The 21,921-nt window shown below is 56.5% G+C and carries 15 protein-coding genes, 1 tRNA gene, 1 other RNA gene and 3 pseudogenes; 7 read left to right on the top strand and 13 right to left on the bottom strand.

The window, feature by feature from the left end:
• Positions 1-24 precede the first annotated feature (24 nt).
• Entirely contained in the window at positions 25-540 is a 516-nt protein-coding gene (locus EGX79_08850; GenBank protein AYX82278.1) for an NUDIX hydrolase, read from the top strand.
• The gene (locus tag EGX79_08845) at positions 524-2,353 is read left to right on the top strand and encodes an ABC transporter ATP-binding protein (protein AYX82277.1); all 1,830 of its coding nucleotides are present in this window, start codon (positions 524-526) and stop codon (positions 2,351-2,353) included. The genes EGX79_08850 and EGX79_08845 overlap by 17 nt, the downstream gene beginning before the upstream one ends.
• Before the next feature lie 29 nt (positions 2,354-2,382).
• On the opposite strand, the gene EGX79_08840 is transcribed toward EGX79_08845, so the two are convergent.
• The 3 genes from EGX79_08840 to EGX79_08830 all read right to left on the bottom strand — a co-directional run bounded on the left by EGX79_08840 (position 2,383) and on the right by EGX79_08830 (position 5,952).
• Positions 2,383-3,357: a cation transporter gene (locus tag EGX79_08840; GenBank protein ID AYX82276.1), complete on the bottom strand. Its 975-nt coding sequence runs from the start codon at positions 3,355-3,357 to the stop codon at positions 2,383-2,385.
• A gap of 20 nt (positions 3,358-3,377) precedes the next feature.
• Complete coding sequence (locus tag EGX79_08835; protein AYX82275.1) at positions 3,378-4,145, bottom strand: alpha/beta fold hydrolase; 768 nt, start codon at positions 4,143-4,145, stop codon at positions 3,378-3,380.
• A gap of 163 nt (positions 4,146-4,308) precedes the next feature.
• Entirely contained in the window at positions 4,309-5,952 is a 1,644-nt protein-coding gene (locus EGX79_08830; GenBank protein AYX82274.1) for an AbgT family transporter, read from the bottom strand.
• Between the two features lie 176 nt (positions 5,953-6,128).
• On the opposite strand from EGX79_08830, the gene smpB reads away from it, so the two are divergent.
• Positions 6,129-6,632, top strand: a complete 504-nt coding sequence (gene smpB, locus EGX79_08825; GenBank protein ID AYX82273.1) for an SsrA-binding protein SmpB — start codon at positions 6,129-6,131, stop codon at positions 6,630-6,632.
• A 28-nt stretch (positions 6,633-6,660) separates the two neighbouring features.
• Here the strand turns inward: smpB and EGX79_08820 are convergent, their stop codons facing one another.
• Positions 6,661-7,056, bottom strand: a complete 396-nt coding sequence (locus tag EGX79_08820) for a hypothetical protein (protein ID AYX82272.1) — start codon at positions 7,054-7,056, stop codon at positions 6,661-6,663.
• A gap of 357 nt (positions 7,057-7,413) precedes the next feature.
• Here EGX79_08820 and ssrA point away from each other — a divergent pair.
• Positions 7,414-7,797: a transfer-messenger RNA gene (gene ssrA / locus EGX79_08815) on the top strand.
• A gap of 79 nt (positions 7,798-7,876) precedes the next feature.
• On the opposite strand, the pseudogene EGX79_08810 reads toward ssrA, so the two are convergent.
• The 5 genes and pseudogenes from EGX79_08810 to EGX79_08790 all read right to left on the bottom strand — a co-directional run bounded on the left by EGX79_08810 (position 7,877) and on the right by EGX79_08790 (position 12,387).
• A pseudogene (locus tag EGX79_08810) lies at positions 7,877-8,092 on the bottom strand (IS256 family transposase).
• 54 nt (positions 8,093-8,146) lie between these two features.
• A complete protein-coding gene (locus EGX79_08805) occupies positions 8,147-9,397 on the bottom strand; it encodes an IS1249 family transposase (protein ID AYX82777.1) in 1,251 nt (416 codons plus the stop codon).
• 103 nt (positions 9,398-9,500) lie between these two features.
• Positions 9,501-10,541: pseudogene (locus tag EGX79_08800) on the bottom strand (IS1249 family transposase).
• A gap of 162 nt (positions 10,542-10,703) precedes the next feature.
• Entirely contained in the window at positions 10,704-11,543 is an 840-nt protein-coding gene (locus EGX79_08795) for a hypothetical protein (GenBank protein AYX82271.1), read from the bottom strand.
• Positions 11,544-11,805: 262 nt separating this feature from the next.
• Positions 11,806-12,387 carry a hypothetical protein gene (locus tag EGX79_08790; protein AYX82270.1) on the bottom strand — a complete coding sequence of 194 codons (582 nt, stop codon included), beginning with the start codon at positions 12,385-12,387 and terminating at the stop codon, positions 11,806-11,808.
• Between the two features lie 151 nt (positions 12,388-12,538).
• Between EGX79_08790 and EGX79_08785 the strand changes: the two genes are divergently transcribed.
• Positions 12,539-15,538 carry a UPF0182 family protein gene (locus tag EGX79_08785; protein ID AYX82269.1) on the top strand — a complete coding sequence of 1,000 codons (3,000 nt, stop codon included), beginning with the start codon at positions 12,539-12,541 and terminating at the stop codon, positions 15,536-15,538.
• A gap of 184 nt (positions 15,539-15,722) precedes the next feature.
• Positions 15,723-15,799, top strand: a tRNA-Met gene (locus tag EGX79_08780).
• Between the two features lie 16 nt (positions 15,800-15,815).
• Here the strand turns inward: EGX79_08780 and EGX79_08775 are convergent.
• Positions 15,816-16,847, bottom strand: coding sequence for a hypothetical protein (locus EGX79_08775; GenBank protein ID AYX82268.1), 1,032 nt, complete (start codon positions 16,845-16,847; stop codon positions 15,816-15,818).
• A gap of 840 nt (positions 16,848-17,687) precedes the next feature.
• On the opposite strand from EGX79_08775, the gene EGX79_08770 reads away from it, so the two are divergent.
• Complete coding sequence (locus EGX79_08770; GenBank protein AYX82267.1) at positions 17,688-18,041, top strand: pentapeptide repeat-containing protein; 354 nt, start codon at positions 17,688-17,690, stop codon at positions 18,039-18,041.
• 226 nt (positions 18,042-18,267) lie between these two features.
• Here the strand turns inward: EGX79_08770 and EGX79_08765 are convergent, their stop codons facing one another.
• The 3 genes and pseudogenes from EGX79_08765 to EGX79_08755 all read right to left on the bottom strand — a co-directional run bounded on the left by EGX79_08765 (position 18,268) and on the right by EGX79_08755 (position 21,771).
• A complete protein-coding gene (locus EGX79_08765; GenBank protein AYX82266.1) occupies positions 18,268-18,585 on the bottom strand; it encodes a hypothetical protein in 318 nt (105 codons plus the stop codon).
• Positions 18,586-19,665: 1,080 nt separating this feature from the next.
• Positions 19,666-19,926 (bottom strand): annotated as a pseudogene (locus tag EGX79_08760) (IS110 family transposase).
• Between the two features lie 507 nt (positions 19,927-20,433).
• Entirely contained in the window at positions 20,434-21,771 is a 1,338-nt protein-coding gene (locus EGX79_08755) for a sodium:glutamate symporter (protein AYX82265.1), read from the bottom strand.
• Positions 21,772-21,921: the final 150 nt, after the last annotated feature.

The raw sequence follows: 21,921 nt of genomic DNA, 5'->3' as shown, positions 1-21,921 counted from the left end.
ATAAAGGACAGGCGATCTTTCCCCATGCACCGTGATGACACCCCCAGTAGGGCCGAGATCGGCCGGCGCGAACCGCGCAGCCTGGCTTGGACTAAGTTCTGGCCTGACGACGACGGCTGGGTGTGCAACTGCATAGTTTTCCGCGGTGACCGTTTGCTGCTTCTGCTGCGTGAATACGAGGGCTTCCTCGGGGGCCAGTGGGATTTGCCCGGTGGCAAGCTAGACGCGGGGGAGGAGCCCGTGGAGGCCGCTGTGCGCGAACTGCGTGAAGAGGCCGGCTTGCGCGCAGCGGAGGTCAGCGAATTTGCCCATTATTCCAATCCGGACTTGGGCGGGGAGAATTTCCGCTTCCACACGGTGACCTTTCTAGTACGCGAGGCCGACGACACGCAGAATGTCCAGCTCAGCGGCGAGCATCCGGAATTTAAATGGGTAACCCGAGAGCAGTTCGAGGAGCTGCCGGTGGCTTGGTATGTTCGGCGTGTGCTTGGCAACGTCGAATGGGGCACAATAAATACTCATCATGGCGAATCTGATTAATTGCGAGAATATTTCTAAGTCCTTCGGGCTCAAGACTCTGCTCGACGGCGTCAGCCTCGGCGTTCAAGAGGGCGACCGCATCGGTGTTGTCGGTTTGAACGGTGGCGGCAAGTCCACACTGCTGAAGATTCTGGCAGGCGTGGAGCCAGCGGACTCCGGACGTATTTCGCGAGCCAACGACATGGCCATGGCGCATGTCACCCAGGGCGCCGAGCTCGACCCGAATTCCACCGTGTTTGAGTGCGTCATTGCACCGCTGGGACTCGCTGAACACGAGTGGGCGGGTAACGCTTCCATCCGCGAGGTCCTCGATGGCATCGGTATCAATGACCTCGGTATGGATACCAAGGTCGCCAATCTCTCCGGTGGTGAGCGCCGTCGCGTTAACCTGGCGGCCGCGCTGGTCCGAGATCTGGATCTGCTCATTCTCGATGAGCCAACGAACCACCTCGATATTGAGGGTGTGCAGTGGTTGGCCGATCATGTTCTTTCGCGCCGGGCAGCCCTGGTCGTCGTCACGCACGATCGTTGGTTCCTGGATACCGTTGCCACGAAGACGTGGGAAGTCCACGATGGCACCGTCGATTTTTACGATGGCGGTTACAACGACTGGACGTTCGCGCGTGCCGAGCGTGCGCGCCAAGCCGATGCCGCCGAGCAGCGTCGCCAGAACCTTGCGCGTAAGGAACTCGCGTGGTTGCGCCGGGGTGCGCCGGCCCGCACCTCGAAGCCTCGCTACCGCATCGAAGCAGCTGAGGCTCTCATCGCCGATGTCCCGGCGCCGCGTGATTCCGTGGAGTTGATGGCGTTTTCGCAGCGTCGACAGGGCAAGGTGGTCGTAGAGCTAGAGCATGCGTCCCTGGAAACGCCCGATGGTAGGGAATTGCTTAACGACGTCACGTGGCGTCTGGCCCCCGGCGAGCGCATTGGCCTGGTCGGTGTCAACGGCTCGGGTAAGACGACTTTGTTGCGCGCATTGGCGGGAGACTACCCCTTAAGCGATGGCAAGCGGATTGAGGGCAAGACGGTGCGTCTGGGTTGGCTGCGACAGGAGCTCGATGATCTGCCGCTGGATATGCGTGTGCTCGACGCTGTGGAGGACGTGGCGACCTACATTGACCTGGGCAAGAAGCAGATTAGCGCCTCGCAACTGGCGGAGCGACTGGGTTTTTCCCCGAAGCGGCAGCGCACCCCAATCGCAGACCTCTCCGGCGGTGAGCGTCGCCGCTTGCAACTCACACGCGTGTTGATGAGTGAGCCGAACTTCCTGCTGCTCGACGAGCCGACGAATGACCTGGATATTGACACGCTGCAGGAATTGGAAGACCTGCTGGACAATTGGCCGGGCACGTTGGTGGTCATCTCGCACGACCGCTACCTGATTGAGCGTATTGCCGACTCGACCTGGGCCCTCTTCGGCGATGGCGAGCTGACGAACTTGCCAGGCGGGATTAGTCAGTACCTCCAGCGTCGCGCACAGCTGGCTGACTCGGCCGCTAGTGGTGGTGCCTCTCAAGCAAATGCCGGTAGTCCGCAGACCCGTGGCGCAGCTTCAGAGGAGGATACCTCGAAGCTCTCGGCTGCGGAAGCTCATGCTGTCCAGAAGAAGATGAGTGCTCTGGAGCGGAAGATGGCGAAGCTCAGCCAGCAAGAAAGTGAACTGCATGCGCAGATGGCGGAAGCGAGTGCTGATGTAGCCAACTTGGACACACAAAAGCTGGCGGACCTCGATCGCCGAGCTGGTGAGGTTGCGGAGGAAAAGGAACAGTTAGAGATGGAGTGGCTGGAGCTAGGGGAGCAGCTCGAGGGCTAGCATCTTACTTCAGCTACTAGCCGAACATTTTAGGTATGAGCCGGGTACTCGTGGTCAGCGTGCCCGGTTCTTTCAATTTGCACCGTGGCGTGTTCAATCCCGTGGACGTCGTGAAGCAGTGCCTGCGCGCGGTCGAGCAATGCGTGCTCGTCGCCGTTGGGGAGCGTGTCGCAGCGCACGAGATGGACAGATGCCAGTAGGTCGCTGCCGTTGAGGGACCAGACGTGGAGATCGTGGACATCGACCACTCCGTCCAAGTCAGACAGGTCAGCAGTGATTCTCTCAGTGTCGACGCCCTTCGGGGTGTACTCCAGCAACACGTGGAGACAGTCGCGCACCAGAACGGCGGCTCGGGGGACGATGAAGAGCGCAATCACGATAGAGACCACCGAGTCGATGGCAGTCCAGCCGGTGTATGCGATAGCGATAGCGGAGATAATGACGGCGACCGAACCAGCGGCGTCGACAAGCACGTGCAGATACGCGCCGCGGACGTTGACGCTTTCCTTGGCAGCGCCGGCGAGCAGAAACGCCGCAATCACATTGGTGAGCAGGCCGATGACTGCGATGATGAGCATCGACGTGGTTTGAATCTCAGATTGCTCCACTGACCCGAATCGCCGGATTGCGCCCCAGAGAATCACAGCGGCAATGATGAAAACTGTCAGACCGTTGACGAGAGCAGTCAGAACCTCAACACGACGGTACCCGTACGTCGCGCGGTGATTGGCTCCGCGCTGGGCGATAGCCAAACCGGCAACTGCCATAAGCAGGCCTGCGGAGTCCGTCACCATATGGCCGGCATCTGCCAGCAGCGCCAGTGAACCCGAGACCAAGCCGCCGATGAGCTCGGCGAGAAATACGACAAGAGTTAGACCCGCAGCTGCGAGCAGGCGACGGGCAGGAGTATTCGCGGGGTCAATATGAGCGTGGTCATGGCCGTGTGAATGACCGTGTGAATGACCGTGGCCGTGTGAGTGGCCAGAGTGTTCAGTTGTGTCCATAACCCCTAATGATAACAGGGCTATTCAGCCTCCGGAAGATAGCTATCCGCCCACGCATAAATCAGGTCAGCAGCGCGCGCGGCGGACTTAGCGCGAGTGAGCAAGTGGTCTGCGCGATCCAAGCTCATCAGGGATTTTGGATAGCGAGAGACCTGGAAAATCTTCTGGGCGCTATCGATACCAACAGTCTGGTCGGTCGGGGAGTGCAGAATAAGCAGTGGCTTGCGCAGCTGGCTGAGATAAACCTCCGGGTTGTAGTCCGCCAACACTTCCAAGAACTCACGGGAGATGGGAATGCCACGACCTTCAATCTGCAGAACCTGCGTGCCGTGCTCATCGACCGTCGAAATGTCACCGGCGATGCGCACAATCGAGTGTGCCGGATCGAAGGGTGCACCGATTGTCGCTACCGCCTTGATTTTCGGCATATCGTGGCCGGCGTTCAGCGCCGCTGCGCCACCGAGCGAGTGCCCAATCAGTAGCGAGGGGGCCTCAAATTCTGCCTCCATGAACTCGTAGGCGGCCTTAAGGTCATCGATGTTGGTCTGGAACGTCGTCTCACCGAAATCACCAGTGGACTGCCCGAGGCCAGTGAAGTCGAACCGGAATGCCGCAATGCCCTTCTTCGCCAGCGCCTTGCAGGTGCGTGACGCGCCGGGCACCATCCGATTACACGTGAAGCAATGACCAAATAGCGCCCACGCGCGTGGCTGACCGTCCGGCAAATCAATTGATGCAGCCAGAGTCTCGCCGGTCGATCCCGTAAATTTTAGGTGCTTTGTTGGCATAGGTTATATCCGCGTCTCAATGTGTGCTCAATGTGTGTACGTTTTCGCTTTACGACGCCCGTTGTGGTGGCGACCGTACGCAATATTAAGCCCGGGTGCCACAAATAAGTGAGGGATTGGGCGAAAAATTCGACCAATCCCTCAATCTCCTAGTGGCTGTGAGTTAACGCACCGGAACCCCCGGCCCCAGCGGAATGCCCGCGAGATACCAGAGGACGAAGAATAGGAACCAGCCCACCATCATGCACAGCGAGTACGGGATAGCCAGCGACATCAGCGTGCCGACACCCGCAGGCTTGTAGTACTTCTGCAGGAAAGTCAGCGCCAGCGCAAAGTACGGCGACATCGGCGTAATGATGTTGGTCGGGGAGTCACCAATACGGAATAGCTGCTGGGAGACCTCTGGAGAGACGTTGACGTACATCAGCATCGGCACAACGACCGGCGCCATCAGAGCCCACTGTGCGGAGCCCGAGGTAATCAGCAGGTTGAGAACAGCCACCATCAGGACGAAGGCAGCAAAGAGCAACAGCGGCGGCAGATCCGCCTTGGTCAGGAATTCGGAGCCCTTGATAGCGGTCCACTGGCCGATATTGGACCACTTGAAGTAGGCCGTGAACTGCGAGACGGCGAAGAAGAGCACCATCATTGTGGTCAGTGTGCCCAGGCCGCGTTCCATGAAGGCGGGCACGTCTGCTGAGGAGGTGATGGTTTTGGCACCGATGCCGTACGCAATGCCGACCACTGCGAAGAAGAGGGCGATGGACGCCACGACGTCGGTAAGCAGCACGGAATTCAAGATGCCGTCGCCTTCGCCGCGCAGAGGCGAACCCGGGATGAACAGGGCAGCGAACCAAAGCGCCAGGAAGATGACAGCGGCGATGTTGCCGTAGCGGAGGCCACGTCGTTCGGCATCGTTGAGGATTAGCTTGTCGCGGCCATTGCTGGAGCTGCTAGATGCGGTGTTCCGCTCCTCCTTCTTGGCGTTTTCCTCGGCAGCTTCCTCCGAAGCGCCCGGTTTGGTGAATTCCGCGGCATCGTGGTCAATGTGGTCGTCGTGGACGGTCTTCTCCACGTGCTTGGTAATAAACAGTTCAGTAACGGCGGTAATAATCAGAGCCAGCACAATCGACGAGGCCATAGTGAAGAAGTAGTTGGCCAGCGGCGAAACTACGTATTCCGGATCTACGAAGTGCGCAGCATGCGTGGAGATACCTGCCAGCAGCACATCGGTAATGTTGAGCACCAGTGACGAATTGAACCCGGCCGACGAGGCGGCAAAGGCGACCATCGCACCGACAATAGGGTTACGACCAACGGCGGCAAATGAGGCGGCACCCAGCGGAATGAGAATCACGTAGACGGCATCAGAAGCGATTGAACCAGTCACGCCGGCCAGTGCAACAATGAATGTCAGCAGGACAGGGGAGTGCACCTTGGAAATTGCCGCGCGGATTGCCGAGCCGATGTAACCGGAGTACTCCGCAATTGCGACACCGAGCATGCACACCAGAATCAGGCCAACTGGTGCGAAGTCCGTGAAGTTCGTTACCGCCTCAGAAACCATCTTTTGCAGATACTCAGCGGTAGCGAGGCTTTCCACCTCGATGATGTCACCCGACGCGGGATCCTTGGCCTGCATACCCGCAGCCTCACCGAGCCACGAAGAAACGATGACTACACCGGCAAGAATCACGAATAGCCAAAATGGATTTGGCAGTGCGTTGCCGATACGTTCCAGTGTTGCTAGGAACCCCTTTGGCTTCGGTGGCGCTTTGTCCGGTTCCAACGTTTTTGACTGTCCCATATATAAATCCCTCTGTGTTAGACGTTGGTAAAAGGTTAGGGGAAAGTAAGTTGCGTCACAACGTAAAAGGCCAGAGGCATATATATGTTGGCTGCAAGGAGGCGCACAAGGGAAAGTTAAGGGAATAGCTAGGAAATAGCTGTAGTGCACCTTCTTCGACTAGAGTTAAGCAGGTTATGGGCAAGAAGAAGTCGAAGAAAGAAAAGGTCAGCGCCAACAACGCGGTGGTGGCCACCAATCGTCGTGCCCGCCATGACTACAACATTCTGGACACCTACGAATGCGGTGTCGTTCTCGTGGGCACTGAGGTCAAGGCGCTGCGCGAGGGCAAAGCATCGCTTAACGACGCCTTCGCGACCATCGACGACGGCGAAGTGTGGCTCCGCGGGCTGCATATCCCGGAGTACTCCTACGGTTCGTGGACTAATCACTCGCCGCGTCGTTCGCGCAAGCTGTTGTTGCACCGCAAGGAGATTGACACCCTGTGGGGCAAGGTCCGCGATGGCAACAACACGCTTGTACCCCTGAAGCTGTACTTCACCGACGGTCGCTTGAAAGTCGAGCTCGCACTCGCCCGCGGTAAACAGGACTATGACAAGCGCCAGGACATCAAGCGACGCACGGAGGAGCGCGAAGCTACTCGTGCGCTGGGCCGCCGTGTGAAGGGCATCAAGGGGTAGGAGAGGTCTTCATTAGAAGAGGGCTCTATTAGAAGGGGAACTCAGTCGCATCGACTGGGAGGATGAGCAGGCCAATGACGTTTTCGTGACGGTCAAAGGCAACTCGAGCCATCCATTCGCCAGCCTCATGTTTGAGGGTGGTGATGACGAGACTTGTGCCGAGAATCTTCGACAGGAGTTTCTGCGAGGTCGGTTCCTTAGTCCTGGTTCCCCCGAGGCTGGTGACTTGGGTGTCGTCGAAAGATTCGAACGCCCCAGTCTCGGTGAGAACATCTTCCCAGACAGAGTAGATAGTGGACCAGGGGAGGTCCTTCCGGAGCTTTGGGGAAATCATGCTTACGGTTTCTGCTTCTTCGCCGTTGATGATGTGGCGAAGGAATTTTTCGCCGAGCTCGGCGATATGTGTAGTTTTTGTGGCAGTCATCAATTCTCCTGAAACGGGGTTTTGGACACTTCCGAACCGCTTGAATGCCGCTTGCCGGGAGATATTGAGTACATTTCCAATCTCTGCCCATGAGTGGCCCGCTGTGCGAGCCTGCGCCACGGCATCTTCAAGTTCTTGTTCGGCAATGTTCGTTGCTTGCAGTCGGTGACGGATTGTCGTCAATGGATCCATGACTGCAGTCAACCATTGGTTGACATCGGTGTCAACTCGGAGTTGACATGTGGGTGGGAAGCTGCTGGCTTTACGACGAGGTCTGTTGACTTTCCTCGTCGTAAAGCGTTATTCTTGAACATCCTTTGAGTGCTACGCACTTTCCCGTGCTCGAAGGCATTGTATGGGGCTGACATGGTTTCGACACCGTACAGTGAGCCAGGGGAAGCGTGCCGGTGCAGGCTAGAGACCACCGTTAAGCGTCGTAGCAACTGATTAAGCGCCGAGAACACTCAGCGCGACTACGCTCTCGCTGCCTAATTAAGCGACTAGCGTGTCTGTCAGGCCGGGCTTGCCCTTTGGTCCGGACCCTGGCATCGACTTAAAAGGGCTCGCCCGATGGGTGTGCCGTAAGGCTCATCGGGGATCTTCTTACTTGCGGCTGGGCCCGTCATTCGGACATGTTTGCCTGAGCCGAAGGGTCGAGTAGAGGCGATTGTGCGAACTGCGCACGGAGAAGCCCTGGCGAGTTGGCGGTGGACCCGAGTTCAATTCTCGGCAGCTCCACAAATGGAAATCCCCGGTCATTACGGGTTAAGTAGCAAAAAGTGTGTCCGCTCGGCGTGTTGCGGGGCGGGCACACCGTTTGTTACTTCATGGGGCCTTTTCTGATTCCTATCGAGTGTTCGTACTCGGTTGGGATAGCGTTGTCGTAGAAGGCTGGTCGGCCTGTTTCATGGTCGGCTTTGTTGTGGTCTTCTTCGACAAGATCGTTGACTTTGGCGAGTTGATCTTGGCCGAAATTGCACTGCCTGGCGATCTTTAATGGGTCGTCAGGCAGTTGCGTTTTCGAGTGCAGGTACCACGGGTTAAGTGACAAAAAGTGTGTCCGCTCGGTGTGTCGCCGGGTGGGCCCTTTTTATCTCATGGGCCCTTTCCGGATTCCTATGTTGTGTTGGTATTCGGTTGGGATAGCGTTGTCGTAGAAGGCTGGTCGTCCTGTTTCGTGGTCGGCTTTGTTGTGGTCTTCTGGGACAAGATCGTTGACTTTGGCGAGTTGATCTTGTCCGTAATTGCACTGCCTGGCGATCTTTAGCGGGTCGTCAGGCAGTTGCGTTTTCGAGTGCAGGTACCACTCGAGCATTTTGCGTTGGCGTTCCCCGGACCTGCCGCGATGCGCGTCGGCGATGCGTTTGAGCTGGGCGTTGACGCCGCCTTCCAGACTGTTGGTTGTTGATGCCCAGCGCTGTGGTTCGAGTGCTTCTGGTGGTGGCTGCAGGTAGGTAAACAGCCAGTTATTGCGCGATAGGTGCAGCAGTGAGTTGTATGCCTTGCGAACTCGCAGGTGGGTCCATTCCCACTGGTTGTTGAGGGTGCGGCGTTCTTTGGGGAGGGGTGTTTTTTCGTTGAGGAATGCTTTGAATACCTGTCCGAAGTCATGCAGGCGCAGCGTCCACTCCCGTGCCTGGTCGAGTGTGGCGATACGGGTCAGTTTCAACGCCAGGGCGTAGATAGCTTTGCCTGCGTCGGTGCGTGGACGGCTGGTGGTGTAGCGACGGACCACGCGTTGGGCATGGACAAGGCAGCGTTGGATGCGGGTGGTTGGCCAGCAGGTTTTGATTGCTGAGTAGGCGCCTTGGCCACCGTCGAGGACAACGCATAGTGGTGGGGCGATGTTTTTGAGTAGTTGGGTGTAGGCGTGGGCGGTTTCGCGTTGTGTCCAGTGCCATGCGATGACGTGGTCGTGGCTGGCTGCCACAAGTAAGCAGCCAGCGTCGGTGTAGGTGCCGTCGATGAAGATTTGGTCGTAGACCCGGTTGGGATCGGGGGTGTTAGGGACATCGATAAGCCACAATGAGGTGAACCGGCGGTCGAGTGTGCGCCGGGAGACATTCAAGGTGTCGGCCACCTTGGTTAAAGAAGCAGTGCCGGTGACGTAGGTGTGAAACGCTTTGAAATCCCGGGTGTGGGTCTGATCGGGGCGGTGTCGTGTTGTTGAGCATCCGCAGTCAGGGTTTTTGCATCGCCACCTGGTTGTCCCTTTGGTTGTGGTGCCGTTTTTCTTCATTTGCCCAGCGCATATAGGGCATCGGGGTCTGTTTGGAGTCACCCAGAAAGACAACCAGGCCCCTGTTACCACATGCAGGAGCCATTCCGGTGGATTGAGCAAGAAACGGGCCTGAATAAGGTCTGGAACCTTATATAAGCCCGTTTTATGCGGCCTGACCAGCAAATAGGCTGAAAATCAGACACACTTTTTGTCACTTAACCCGGTACCACTCGAGCATTTTTCGTTGGCGTTCCCCGGACCTGCCGCGATGCGCGTCGGCGATGCGTTTGAGCCCGGCGTTGATGCCGCCTTCCAGACTGTTGGTTGTTGATGCCCAGCGCTGTGGTTCGAGTGCTTCTGGTGGTGGCTGCAGGTAGGTAAACAGCCATCCTTTCCGTGAGAGGTGCAGCAGGGAGTTGTATGCCTTGCGAACTCGCAGATGGGTCCATTCCCACTGGTTGTTGAGTGTGCGGCGCTCTTTTGACACGGGCGTTTTCTCGTTGAGGAATGCTTTGAATACCTGTCCGAAGTCGTGCAGACGCAGCGTCCACTCCCGTGCCTGGTCGAGTGTGGTGATACGGGTCAGTTTCAACGCCAGGGCGTAGATGGCTTTGCCGGCGTCGGTGCGTGGTCGTGATGTGGTGTAGCGGCGGATGACGCGTTGCGCATGGACGAGGCATCGTTGGATTATCGCGTTCGGCCAGCAGGCTTTAATCGCAGTAAGTGCGCCTTGTCCGCCGTCGAGGACGACGCAGAGCGGCTCAGCGATTTTGCGGAGTAGCTGCGTGTAGGCGTGGGCGGTTTCGTGTTTGGTCCAGTGCCATGCGATGACGTGGTCGTGGCTGGCTGCGACGAGCAAGCATCCGGCGGCGGTGTAGGTACCGTCGATGAAGATCTGGTCGTAGATGCGCTGTGGGTCACCGTCGTTGGGGATGTCGATGAGCCAGAACGGTTTGAATCGGCGGTCAAGTGTCCAACGGCTTACCCCTTGTTGCTGGGCGAGTTCAGACAACGTTGCTGTGGAGGTGGCATAAGAGACGAAGGCTTTAAAGTCGCGGGTCTGCGTGCGGTCGGTGCGGGTTCGTGTCGTGGAACTGCCGCAGTTCGGGTCCTTGCATCGCCACCTGGTTGTGCCTTTAGAAGTGGTTCCGTTTTTCTTCATTTGCCCAGCGCATATCGGGCATCGTGGTCTGTTTTTACTCACCCGGAAAGCACACCAACCCCCGATTAGCACATGCGGGTGCCATTCCGGTGGATTGAACACTAATCGGGCGGATATAAGGTCTTGATGCTTATATCCGCCCGATTTACCCAGCCTAATCAGCAGTAATGCTGAAAGTCAGACACACTTTTTGCTACTTAACCCGTCATTACGACCGGGGATTTTTCGTTGTACTTGAAGACGTCTGAGCGACGTCGAAAGACCTTAGAAGGTGCTCTTGTAGACGTTGGCGATAGTGGTGCCAGCAACTGCCGAACCGTGGAAGGTCGGGTGGTTGGTCATGTTGTAGGAAGCAACATCGGTATCCAGAATTGCGGAGACCTGACGCTCACCGTCCGGACCGCACATTGCGACGTCGATGTTGGTGACCTCCTTCATGTTGACGAAACCGATACCGGATTCAGCGGCAGCACGCATCTGGCGGTTCTGCAGAGCCATCTCAAAGTGGTGCATACCGGCAGCCGGAATGTGCGGTGCAAAACCTGCGGCGTTAACCGGGCAAGCGTAGTGAGTCGGGTCATTAGAGGTGAAAGCCGGGTAACCAATCAGCATGACGCGAGCAGTTGGGTTAGCGGCCTTGATCTTCTCCACAGCGGCCACAACGTTGGTGGTGTACAGGTCATCCTGAACCGGCATTGGCAGCACAGCGCCCTGCATCGCGTCATTGGCGCCAACGTAGATGGTTACTAGCTGGGTAGCCGGGCCGAGGGAGCCCTGAGCGATGGCGTTGTCAACCTGGCCCATCAGGGACTTCTGCGGCTGAGTCGGCATGAAAGCGGTAGTGCCGTTGCAGGAGTAGTCGTGCAGTTCAAGACCAGTCTCACGAGCAACGTGAGAGCCGATGTTCGAGACCGAAATCGGGCAGCCACCACGGCCCGGTACGGCTGGATCGGACTGACCCGGGTTAGCAGCGAAGGAATCGCCGAAGGCAACGTAGTTACCAGTAGGAAGAGCGTTGGCAACACCACCGGTCAGGAGGGAGGCTGCCAGCGCAGAAGCTGCAGCTGCCGAGGCTGCTGCACGGCGAACAACGTTGTTCTTCATAATTAAAAACCTCTTAGTTGAAAACCTATAGAAGGAAAAACTCGCGCTACACTCGCGATTTCTTCGCCACAGACCGTCCCTGGAAGAACCAAGTCCGACAGAACCAAGTCCGACAGAACCCTGAGCGGATACTTAGAGACGCGCCTTTATCACTTTGTTATACAACTAGGTTCTAAGTCCGATGTCAACCGGAATCAGCTAGTTATATGTATATTCGGCGCTTTCAATACCTCTTTTTGTCTCTTATCGCTGGTAGGTGGATTTATGAGGCGCTTCCGAACGTGGAATACAACGCAGCGATGACACCATCGGCTACCCCAGAACCATCTTTTAGCTCAATCTCATCTTCAGCAAAGGGCCCACGCTCATCCAGTTCCGCCTCTGTGGGGCGAGGTTGGATCAGTGTTAGGTGTGGACCTTCGCTGATAACACCACTGAAAAGACGTGCCTGGCGAGCCGCCTCACCATCCGCCTGTGCCCGCACCTCGTCCAGGGATGCACCCTCAAAGCTGTCCGCCTGCTCCGGAGCGATGACCATTATTTCCTGCGCTAACACGGCACCGACGACACCTGCCGGCCACGATGTCCGAGCGATAAAGTCCGCCAACTCAGGGCTACCGCCTTCAATTCCCTCGGGGAGGGGTTCCTGCGCAACGACAGTCAATGGGGCGCTGTCAATCAGCTCGTCGGCAAGCACGTCGGCAAGCGCGGCGGTGGGGACGAGGGCGAAGAGGCTCGGAGCGCGGTCCCAACCTTCGGTGTGGACGTATTCGACAGCTTCGCGCACGGCGCGATTGAGTGCCTGCTGGCTGAGATGAGTCTGAGTGCCGTTGTTTTCGCTCATGACGCTTGACGACGCCCCTTTCCTGGCAACGCTGTATTAACAGCATCCTTAGTCAAATGTTAGGAACTTTATTTAGAGTAGATGACAGATAAGCGTACGACCGACTTACCAGCTCGCTGGCAAGTCAAGCTCAACTCGAACAGGAGAGACGTTGTCTCTAAACCAGACTCGACCGAGACGATCGGCGGGTGGCCGACCGGGGTGGCTGGCAATTACCGTGTTGGTGATTGCCGCGCTGACCTTTGTTATTCCAATCGCCGTCAATTTTTATACGGACTTTCAGTGGTTCGGTGAAGTGGGGTATCGAGGGGTATTCGCCACCACGTGGCTCACTCGTATCGTCCTGTTTATCACTGTAGGCCTGATAGCGGGCGCACTGACATTTCTATCTATGTGGCTGGCGTGGCGCTCGCGGCCCGTCGACCTCGGACTGACGGATCCACGCAGCCCGCAGGCAGTGTACCGACGGATGGCTGAATCCGGTTCGAAGTCGATGTTCACCACGCTGCCCGTTGTATTCGGCGTACTCGGTGGCCTTGTGGGGCAGGGTAATTGGCAGACGGTGCAGCTGTTCTTAAACCGGCAGTCCTTCGGTGAGACTGACCCGCAGTATGGCAAGGACTTGGGCTTCTACGCATTCCAGTTGCCGCTGTGGTCGTACATCGTTTCGACGCTGGTTGTCCTGGTAGTTATTGCGTTCCTGCTGTCGCTGGTGACACATTACTTCCTTGGTGGCATCCGCCCAGGTAACCCGACTACAGGGGAGAAGACCCGCGTTTCCAATGCGGCTCGTGCGCAGTTGGCGTGCTGGGCCGGTGTTTTCATGCTGCTCAAGGCTGTGTCTTACTGGCTGGACCGCTATGAGCTGCTGAATAACAAGCAGAAAACCTTCACCGGTGGTTCCTACACCGATATCAATGCGCTGCTGCCGGCAAAGATTACGCTGCTGGTCATCGCAATTGTCGTGGCCGCTGCATTCTTCGCTTCTATCTTCCTGCGCAACCTCTCCATTCCGGCGTTTGCCACAGTGCTGATGCTGGTCTCCGCGGGGCTGATCGGCGTGGCCTGGCCGATGGCAGTTGAGCAGTTCTCGGTTAACCCGAACCGCGCTTCCAAGGAACGTGAATACATTGCGCGCAACATTGAATCGACGCGCTACCACTACGGGCTTACCGACGACAAGGTGAAGGTCGAGCGCGACTGGGGCGTTCCGGCTGAAAAGGAAGGCGATAAGGAGGCGGCAAAGGAAGGTGCGGATTCGATTTCGCGCGATGCCGCGACATTGGCCAATATCCGAATCCTGGATCCGGAGGTCCTGCCGCGTACTTTCACTCAGCAACGTCAGCTGAAGAACTTCTACGGTTTCTCCGATCCGCTTGCCATTGACCGCTACCAGATTGATGGGGAGTCCCGTGACTTCATTGTCGCTGCTCGTGAGCTGAACCCGCAGACTCTGCAGGGCAACCAGACTGACTGGATTAACCGTCACACGGTCTACACTCACGGCAATGGTTTCGTTGCTGCGCCGGCTAATAAGGTTGACGAGGTTGCCTCCGAGTCCGGTTCCGCCCGCGGTGGTTACCCGCTGTACACCGTGGCTGACCTGTTCGAGTCCGAGGACCCGAACGGCATGAACCTGAACCTGAAGCAGCCGCGTATCTACTACGGTCCGGTTATCGCCAACAGCGATGCCGACTACGCGATTGTCGGTGGCAATGGTGACGGCAAGGACTACGAGTACGATGCTGACGGCCGAAACTTCACCTACGACGGTGAGGGCGGTGTTGGCGTTGGCGGACTTGCCAGCCGCATGATTTTCGCCACCCGTTACCAGGAACTCAACATCCTGCTGTCCGACCGCATTGGGCCGGACTCCAAGATCATCTACAACCGCGATCCGCGTGACCGTGTTCAGAAGGTCGCCCCGTGGCTGACCACTGACACCAAGACCTATCCGGCTGTAGTCGATGGCCGTATGAAGTGGATCGTCGACGGCTACACCACGCTGGCCAAGATGCCGTACTCCCAGCGCATGAGCCTCCAGGAAACCACACAGGACTCCATTAACCCGGATGGCACTCCACGCCCGCTGCCGAACAGCGAGGTCAGCTACATCCGCAACTCGGTCAAGGCGACCGTCGATGCCTACGATGGCACCGTTGAGCTCTACGAGTTCGATGAGAAGGATCCGGTGCTCAAGGCCTGGGAGGGTGTCTTCCCGGATGTGGTGAAGCCAAAGTCGGAGATTTCCGAGGAGCTGCAGGAGCACCTGCGCTACCCGGAGGACTTGTTCAAGGTCCAGCGTGAGCTGATGGCCAAGTACCATGTCAGCGATCCGGGCGTGTTCTTCGCTAACGATTCCTTCTGGTCTGTCCCGTCCGACCCGACCGCGCCGGAAGAGCAGAAGCTCTCCCAGCCGCCGTACTACGTTGTTGCTTCCGATCCGGAGACTGGTAAGCCGAGCTTCCAGCTGATTTCCGCTTTCCGTGGTCTGGAGCGCGAGTTCCTCGCTGCTCAGATGAGTGCGTCCTCTGATCCGGAGACCTACGGCCGCATCACCATCCGTGCCCTGCCGACCAATACCCAGACCATGGGTCCGCGTCAGGCGCAGGACACGATGATGTCCGCCGATGAGGTCGCTCAGGACCGTACCCTGCTCGAGGGCACGAACGTGGTCACCAATGGCAACCTACTGACGCTGCCGGTCGGCGACGGCGAGATTCTCTACGTCGAACCGGTCTACACTCAGCGCAAGGGGCAGGAGACCGCGTTCCCGAAGCTGCTGCGTATTCTCGTCGCTTACCGCGGTCAGGTGGGCTACGGTGCCACGGTTACTGAGGCTCTGAGCCAGGTTGGTATCGATGCCTCCGCAGTAACCAAGGTCCGCGGTGAGGAAGAGGCCGAGGAGCAGCCGGCGGATAAGGACAAGGAAACCGCCGAGTCCACGAACGGTGCCGAGTCCGACGGCGAGGCGCCGAAGGAAGAGCGCAAGGTCGATGTCGCCGCGCGTGACGACGCCGCTCGCCGTATCTCCGACGCGCTACAGAAGCTTAACGACGCCCAGAAGAACGGTGACTACGCAGCGCAAGGCCAGGCACTTGCCGAGCTCGATCGTGCCGCCGCTGACTACCAGAAGGCTAATGGTCAGTAATGCTTACGGTGAGTAATGGGCCGAGAATCATAGGTTCTTATGGTCTATAGGATCCCCAGGTTGTAGCGAAACCCGCTATGACCTGGGGATTGGTCTTTGTTGGAACCTCCGTGCTACAGTTACTTCTCGTTGGCCGGAGAGGTCAGCGCCCGCTGTGAGTGCTTGTAAAAGCCAGGACAGTTGACGCGGGGTGGAGCAGTTCGGTAGCTCGCTGGGCTCATAACCCAGAGGTCGTTGGTTCGAATCCAGCCCCCGCCACTAAGTTGGAACCCTCGGTTCACGAAAGCGAACCGGGGGTTTCTTGCGTCTGGGGAACGCGATGGGGGAGGAGGTCGGTGATATCGACTTCAAAGAAGTCGGCAACACGATACAAGTTGCTAAGCGACCAGGAAATTTCTCCCCGAATCTTAATCAGTGCGTTGTAGTAGGTGGATACAGTAACCGCAGACTTCATTAACGAGAGTGAATCAACACTGCGCCATTGGCCGTCGGGGCCTTGGACTTTGTTTGAAACCAGGCAGTGTGTGTGAAGATCCGGAGCACCACTACGGGGGTCATAATGGACAAACTGTGCGGCAATGAGGCCGCGCGTGCGCGTTAACTTCTTGACTCCATTGACCTCACAGCGGGTACGCAGTGCTGTCTCATCGAGCCAATCCAGGCAAGCTGAGACACATTCATTGTGAACGGCCTCAATGGTTTTCCGCATCTCCTCGTTGCCGAGTGCCCACAGCACAGAGATAGGCTTCACCGGTGAAAACGTCAGGTCGAAGTCAGCAGTAGCTAGGCGAACGGAGTTTTTCTTCTCGTTGCCCCACGCCAGAATCTCCTTTGGCGTCGCATTTGAGTAGCCGGTTTCGTCGCTGTAGTGCTTGCGTGCGACATCGACCGCGATAGTGTTTCGTTCCTGCTCGGTGAGCCTGCGCCCAGCGTGGTAGCGGAACTGTTTCTCCATGGTCGATAGCTCCTTTAGTACCTGATGCCGGCCGGAGTAGAACGGGTAGGCGCGACCGAGTTGTACGTCAGCAATGGATGCGCCGTTGGCGATACGGGAATCGGCCTCGGGGTGAAGCCCCTCACCGTAGAGTGCGGCCATGAGCTCCTGGGTGACAGTTGTGCCCGCTGTGATTGGCAGTGGAGTCGAGGCCGGTGAGTCCGCGCCCGTACCAGCGGCCAGGGGGGGAGTACCGGTGGCTTGGTAGTAGTCACCGAGTTTGGTTTTTGTCCCTGAGCCGACGTCGGCAGTGGCAACGTTGCGTAGGAGATAGGCGTACCCATCTACTGCGTTGACCACTCGAATCGACATCATGAGCGTGACGCTAGGAAGAAAACTTGTAGAAGTTAAGACCTACTTTTGAGGTCTGAACGATGACGAACTTAAGCGATTTTTCACCCTTGTGCGTTCGTGCTGGTCAGGCCCTAAGAAGTTGCAGATGTACATCTGCCAGAGGTGTGTTGCTCTTTAGGAGCAATGTGAAAAACACCACAAGAACGGTAAGGCATGTACTGATAGTGACTTGGCGGATATGCTTAAGCACAGATCTTCGAAGTTAGTACACGAGAGAAAGTGCTCAAATGAGGAAAAGACTAGGCATCATTGCTTTGGTCGCATTCGGCGCAATGATGGTTCATGCTCCGATCGCTGAGGCATCTTCGGAGGTAACGGATTTTGGAAGCATTGAAGGACTGCCGGTCTCAGAAGATTCGTTAAGTTCGGAATTACTTCTACGTGGTGCTAAAACAGCTTTTATGTCAGGCGGGGGAGACGGCTATCGGATTGTCGGAGAGTGGGACGACAAGAATGGCCGACGAGTAGTGATGCGTGAACGTGCTCGGTCAAAGATTCAGTCAAAACACGGGCTTAGTGCTAATGCACCGCGAGTAGTTACCCAGTATGCTCCCAAGATTGAAACCTTTAACGGCGGAGATAGAGTCGAATACCGATTGCCGATGGATCATATTCGATGTGAGGGATGGGGGCCGACCAGGAAATGCCGCAAACTGGAGACTCGGGATGTTCTGGCAGTAGTCGGATTCAACAAGGTCACCGATGGGCGACCATATGGTGTTGTAACAACATACTGCCCATGGGTAGAGGGACGCTGTCCTGACTGGGTAATCAATTCTCCTCAGCTGAAGTAGGTGCTCGATGTACAGAGAAATGTCTGAATCCTCTCGTCGAGAATTACGAGGAAAAGACCTGAGGGGTAAAGATTTCTCAAACTATGATTTATCCGCCGCTGATTTTGAAGGCTCCCAGTGCCAGGGATGCTCCTTCCGAGGAGCAATGCTGGCGTGGTCTAACATGAGGAATGCGAACCTAATTGATGCAGACTTTGAAGGCGCATTCCTTAGCGAGGTTGATTTTCGGGGCGCGATACTTGATGGAGCGAAGTTTTTCGACGCTTGTCTTCTACCGGTTTATGCTGAACCTGAGCAGTTCAGAAACAGCATAGGACTGGCCACATCCTCCGTTGATATACACCGTCCAGATGGAAATTAGTGAGTGTTAGCGCTTGTTGTGGGGGTAGCGTCTTAACTTTGTTTCTGCGCGGTGTTTTTCTTTGGGCATGGTGACTAAAGACAGAAGAGCACAAGCCCGCCGTCGTGCGCGCGAGCTTCAAAAGGAAGAAGCCGACCGTCTTGCCCGTATGACGCCGCTTCGGTTTCCGAGCCATAACCTTGTGCATCTCCCTATCTACTATGCATGTGGGGTTTTGACGCGCGAGTTAGGCGGTTTCCACCAAATGCCACAGCCCGGTTTCATCACTAAGACACAGCTCCGGTTGTATCCATTCCCTTTCATCGAGTTTGTACAGCTCCTCGTCCAGGAAAAGGCTGAAATACACGCCCTCGGGGTTGCTGGTGATATATTCCATCCGCTTCCAGCCAAGCTCCTTGATGCGTACAGGAATCTGCCACGGTAGGTCTGTTCCTTGGTATCGCACCAAACGAGCATCACCGTCAGCCCCGATAAAAGCAGCATGGTCGGCATCCACTGAGTCGTCTGCATTTAGAGCGTCAATAAACTTTTGCGCGAAACTCATGCTATTTACACTTCGACGTATTAGTAGGGTAAGCAGTGATGACATGATGACCGTGTTCAGCCACAAATTTTGATGGTTCAAGTGTCTGAACAATTATCCCGCGAACTTTATCGACTAAGTAGATTTGTGCCGAAGCGCAGAATTTGTCATCACGATTTGCAGTTGAAGGTGAGACTCTCTTTGACCAGGTGGTCCCCTCTAGCGCAGCATCGATTGCAATACGAATTAGGGCATCGCCATCCTTCCCTTCGATGGCTGCAAGCGACGACCATTCGGGGCGGTTCTGGCGGATATGTTTTAACCCATGTGAACTGTCTCCACAGCACAACGTCACCTCGTTCGCATGCATAAAACCCTGAGGTGTTCCCAGGTCAACGTACTGCCAGCTTGCTACAGTCTTAAATTTATCTGTTGCAGGGCCACACGCTGCAAAAGGCGGTATCCCCGGATCCGGATTCCACGACAAGAACGCAGCACTTAACAGTGACTCATTGGGTACATCGGGCTTGACTCGCCACTCTAGAAGCCTAAGCCGCGTTAGCTCTTCGATATTTCCTGCAGCGTGCGCCGATGTGGCTAGTTGAACGAACGAAAGAAACGCTATTCCAATCCCGGCCATTAGCCTTAACGGTTTGCCTTCGCACCTTCCGCATAAAATACCCCTCCAAGGCTTACCAATGACTGATAGATATATAAATTAACATATATTAGATAGGATCATCCTAAACGAGGGTGAAGTTGAGGTCCCGGGGTAAGTCAACGCGTCCCATCGGTCACGCTCGCTCATTGCTTCACCGGTCATTGGTCAGCGCAGTAGAGCAAATACGTTCGATGTAGTCATCTACGTCGAGTTTTCCTTGCACAATTCGATACCCGCACTCAATGTCGTCGTCCGTGAGGACAATTCCCTTGGTGGTTGCCGACGCAGCAGCATTCCTTACGCGTCGCTTGGTTTTATCTGTCAATCCTCCAAGCCCATCTGGTAGTACATTCGGGCGTTAATGTGCCTCGGGTTTTCCCATCTACTGAGGCGTAACAAAAGCCGAGCTAGTTTGGATTTCTTCGATGCTTATCAGTATGGCCCGGGTAGAGGTCAGCAGCTTTGCGCATGGCAAGCCCTGGCAAACAGCCGATCTGGCAATCTCGGGCGCGGGCGACTGCAGTAGGAAAGGCACCAATGGTGTTGGGCTGATCTACAACGGCAAGTACATGGCCGTGTTGTTGCAGGTTGTCAAAGGGTGTCGCGAGGCCTGACTTTAGTTGTGGAAGCGGCTTGGCGAAGAGTTTCTTTCTTTGTCGGTCGAGTGCACATGCTTGGTGTTCAGATTTGTCGACATCCATGTCGAGGAAAATGTCGATGGGGTGATTCGGCGACATAGCGGGCTCCTAGCAAACTGGGTAGATACGCCAGCCGCTGGTGTCGGGTGTCGGGACATTCGCTGCGAGCACCCACGTTACAAGGAGACCTAGAGATTCCGGCCGTGCCCCATTAGCTGTCAACGAACGTCCTGGTGCCGGGCGACAACACTCCCGGATCATGAAACTACAGGGCGATTCAGCCATACCCGGCCCAGCGACTATCCCCATTATCGGGGATAGCCTAAAGGTAATGGGGAGACTAACGCTATCGCCCTGTCTGGCATTTGTACCAGAGGTCATTGGTTCGAATCCATCCCCGCCACTAAGTTGGAACCCCAAGTTCGCGATGAACTGGCTCCGAAAGTTGGACTGGGGGTTTCTTGCGTTTCGGGAAATAGTTGGCAGGCAGGTTCGACCAGTCCATGGTGGGCTCACAACAGTAGAAGGCGACGGGAGCAGATTTTCCTTTCCCGCTCTCTAAAAAGACCTTTACGAAGCCTTGGCTTTCGATTTCTTCAGCCAGATCATTGGCGGAATCAGCAGCGCTAGGCCACCGATAAGCGCGACTCCACCGAACAACCACACCAATCCGGCGATGATGGCGATGGGTGCGAGGATGGCCGCCGCGATTTCGAAAGGTGCGAAGCCTACGTAGGCCATACCGAATTCTTCGAGGGTGCCGGATTTCTGCTCCGGGTCCACAATCTTCAGGACGGCGATGCCCGTGGCTACGGAAGCGGTTGCCCAGCCCCAGCTGAATACGGCGCGCTCGAACCAACCATGTTCGAAGACTCGTGGTGCGACGTAGAAGAACAACACCAGGCAGAAGGCCAGACCCACGACGAACAGAATAATCAGCGGGACGATGTAGGTGGCCACCACTGCCGGCACAATCGACGCGATGCCCACTGCAACCAGGAAGTCCGTCGATGCACCGGAGACTGAACCCATCAACTTCGTATCCAGGTAGTGCGGTGCCTTAATCAGGTGCAGCACACCTACTCCCGCCAGGCCGACAAGGAAGGCCATCGCGAACAGCGGGAAGCTTAAGGCTGGGAAAGCGTCATTGACCCAGTTAGTCAGGATATTTGCCAGGAAGAGCGTCACCGCCAGTGCCGCCACGTGCAGCGCGATTGGCTCAATTGAGGACGGGCTCGTGGTCGCCCGTCCCACGCTTGGACGCTGGCCGGGAAGAGAGATGACGCCGGTACGCATGTCCTCCGGCAGCTTATCCAAGGCGGGCAGCTCGTTGGTGTGCCCCTTCTTTGAACCCCAGCGGGCAAAGATAACGCCACCGACAATTGCGGAAAACATGCCCACCGCGGCGGCTGTAAAGCCCAAACTCGTGGCCTCAGTCATGCCGGCCGAGTCCAGTGCGCCACCAACGGCTGCTGCCACACCGAAACCGCCGACGAAGCCGACGGGCAGCATGATGCCGAACCAGTCCGGGGTATTGAACAGCGGGGCGAAAAGAATCACGCCAAGCAGTGCGAAGAAGCCCCACTGTGTCAGGTACATGCCCACGGAATAGGACCACATTGTTCGCGCGCGCTGGCGAACCTTGGCATCGAAGTCCATTGTGAACGGAAGGGCACCGAAGACTGCGGCGATTAGAATCGTCGCATAGTCGCCGAAGTGCTCGCTGAACTGGATGATCCCCAAAGCGTTTGGGCCTAGTAGCAAGCCGAGTAGGCCTGCAGTAATCGGTGCAGGGATGAGGAGCTTCTGGAACCAGGGGATGAATCGCCGCATCAAATTACCGATGATGAGCAGCAACGAAATCCAACCGATATCCATCAAGATGTCGAAGGGCGTGTAACCATCCACGGGAATTGATTACCTTTCTCGTTGGTGGGATTTCACCAATTAGCAATTATGTGAATCGCATCGTCGATTCTTAGAAAAATTGGAATAAAACCATAGGATTACCTCACGATTGTACGTCAGTTACCGAGAGATTTTGTGGCTTCAGTCACG

This window comes from Corynebacterium jeikeium (genome assembly GCA_003955985.1).
Taxonomy (GTDB): Bacteria; Actinomycetota; Actinomycetes; order Mycobacteriales; family Mycobacteriaceae; genus Corynebacterium; species Corynebacterium jeikeium_D.
This window is presented reverse-complemented; position numbering and strand designations above follow the sequence as displayed.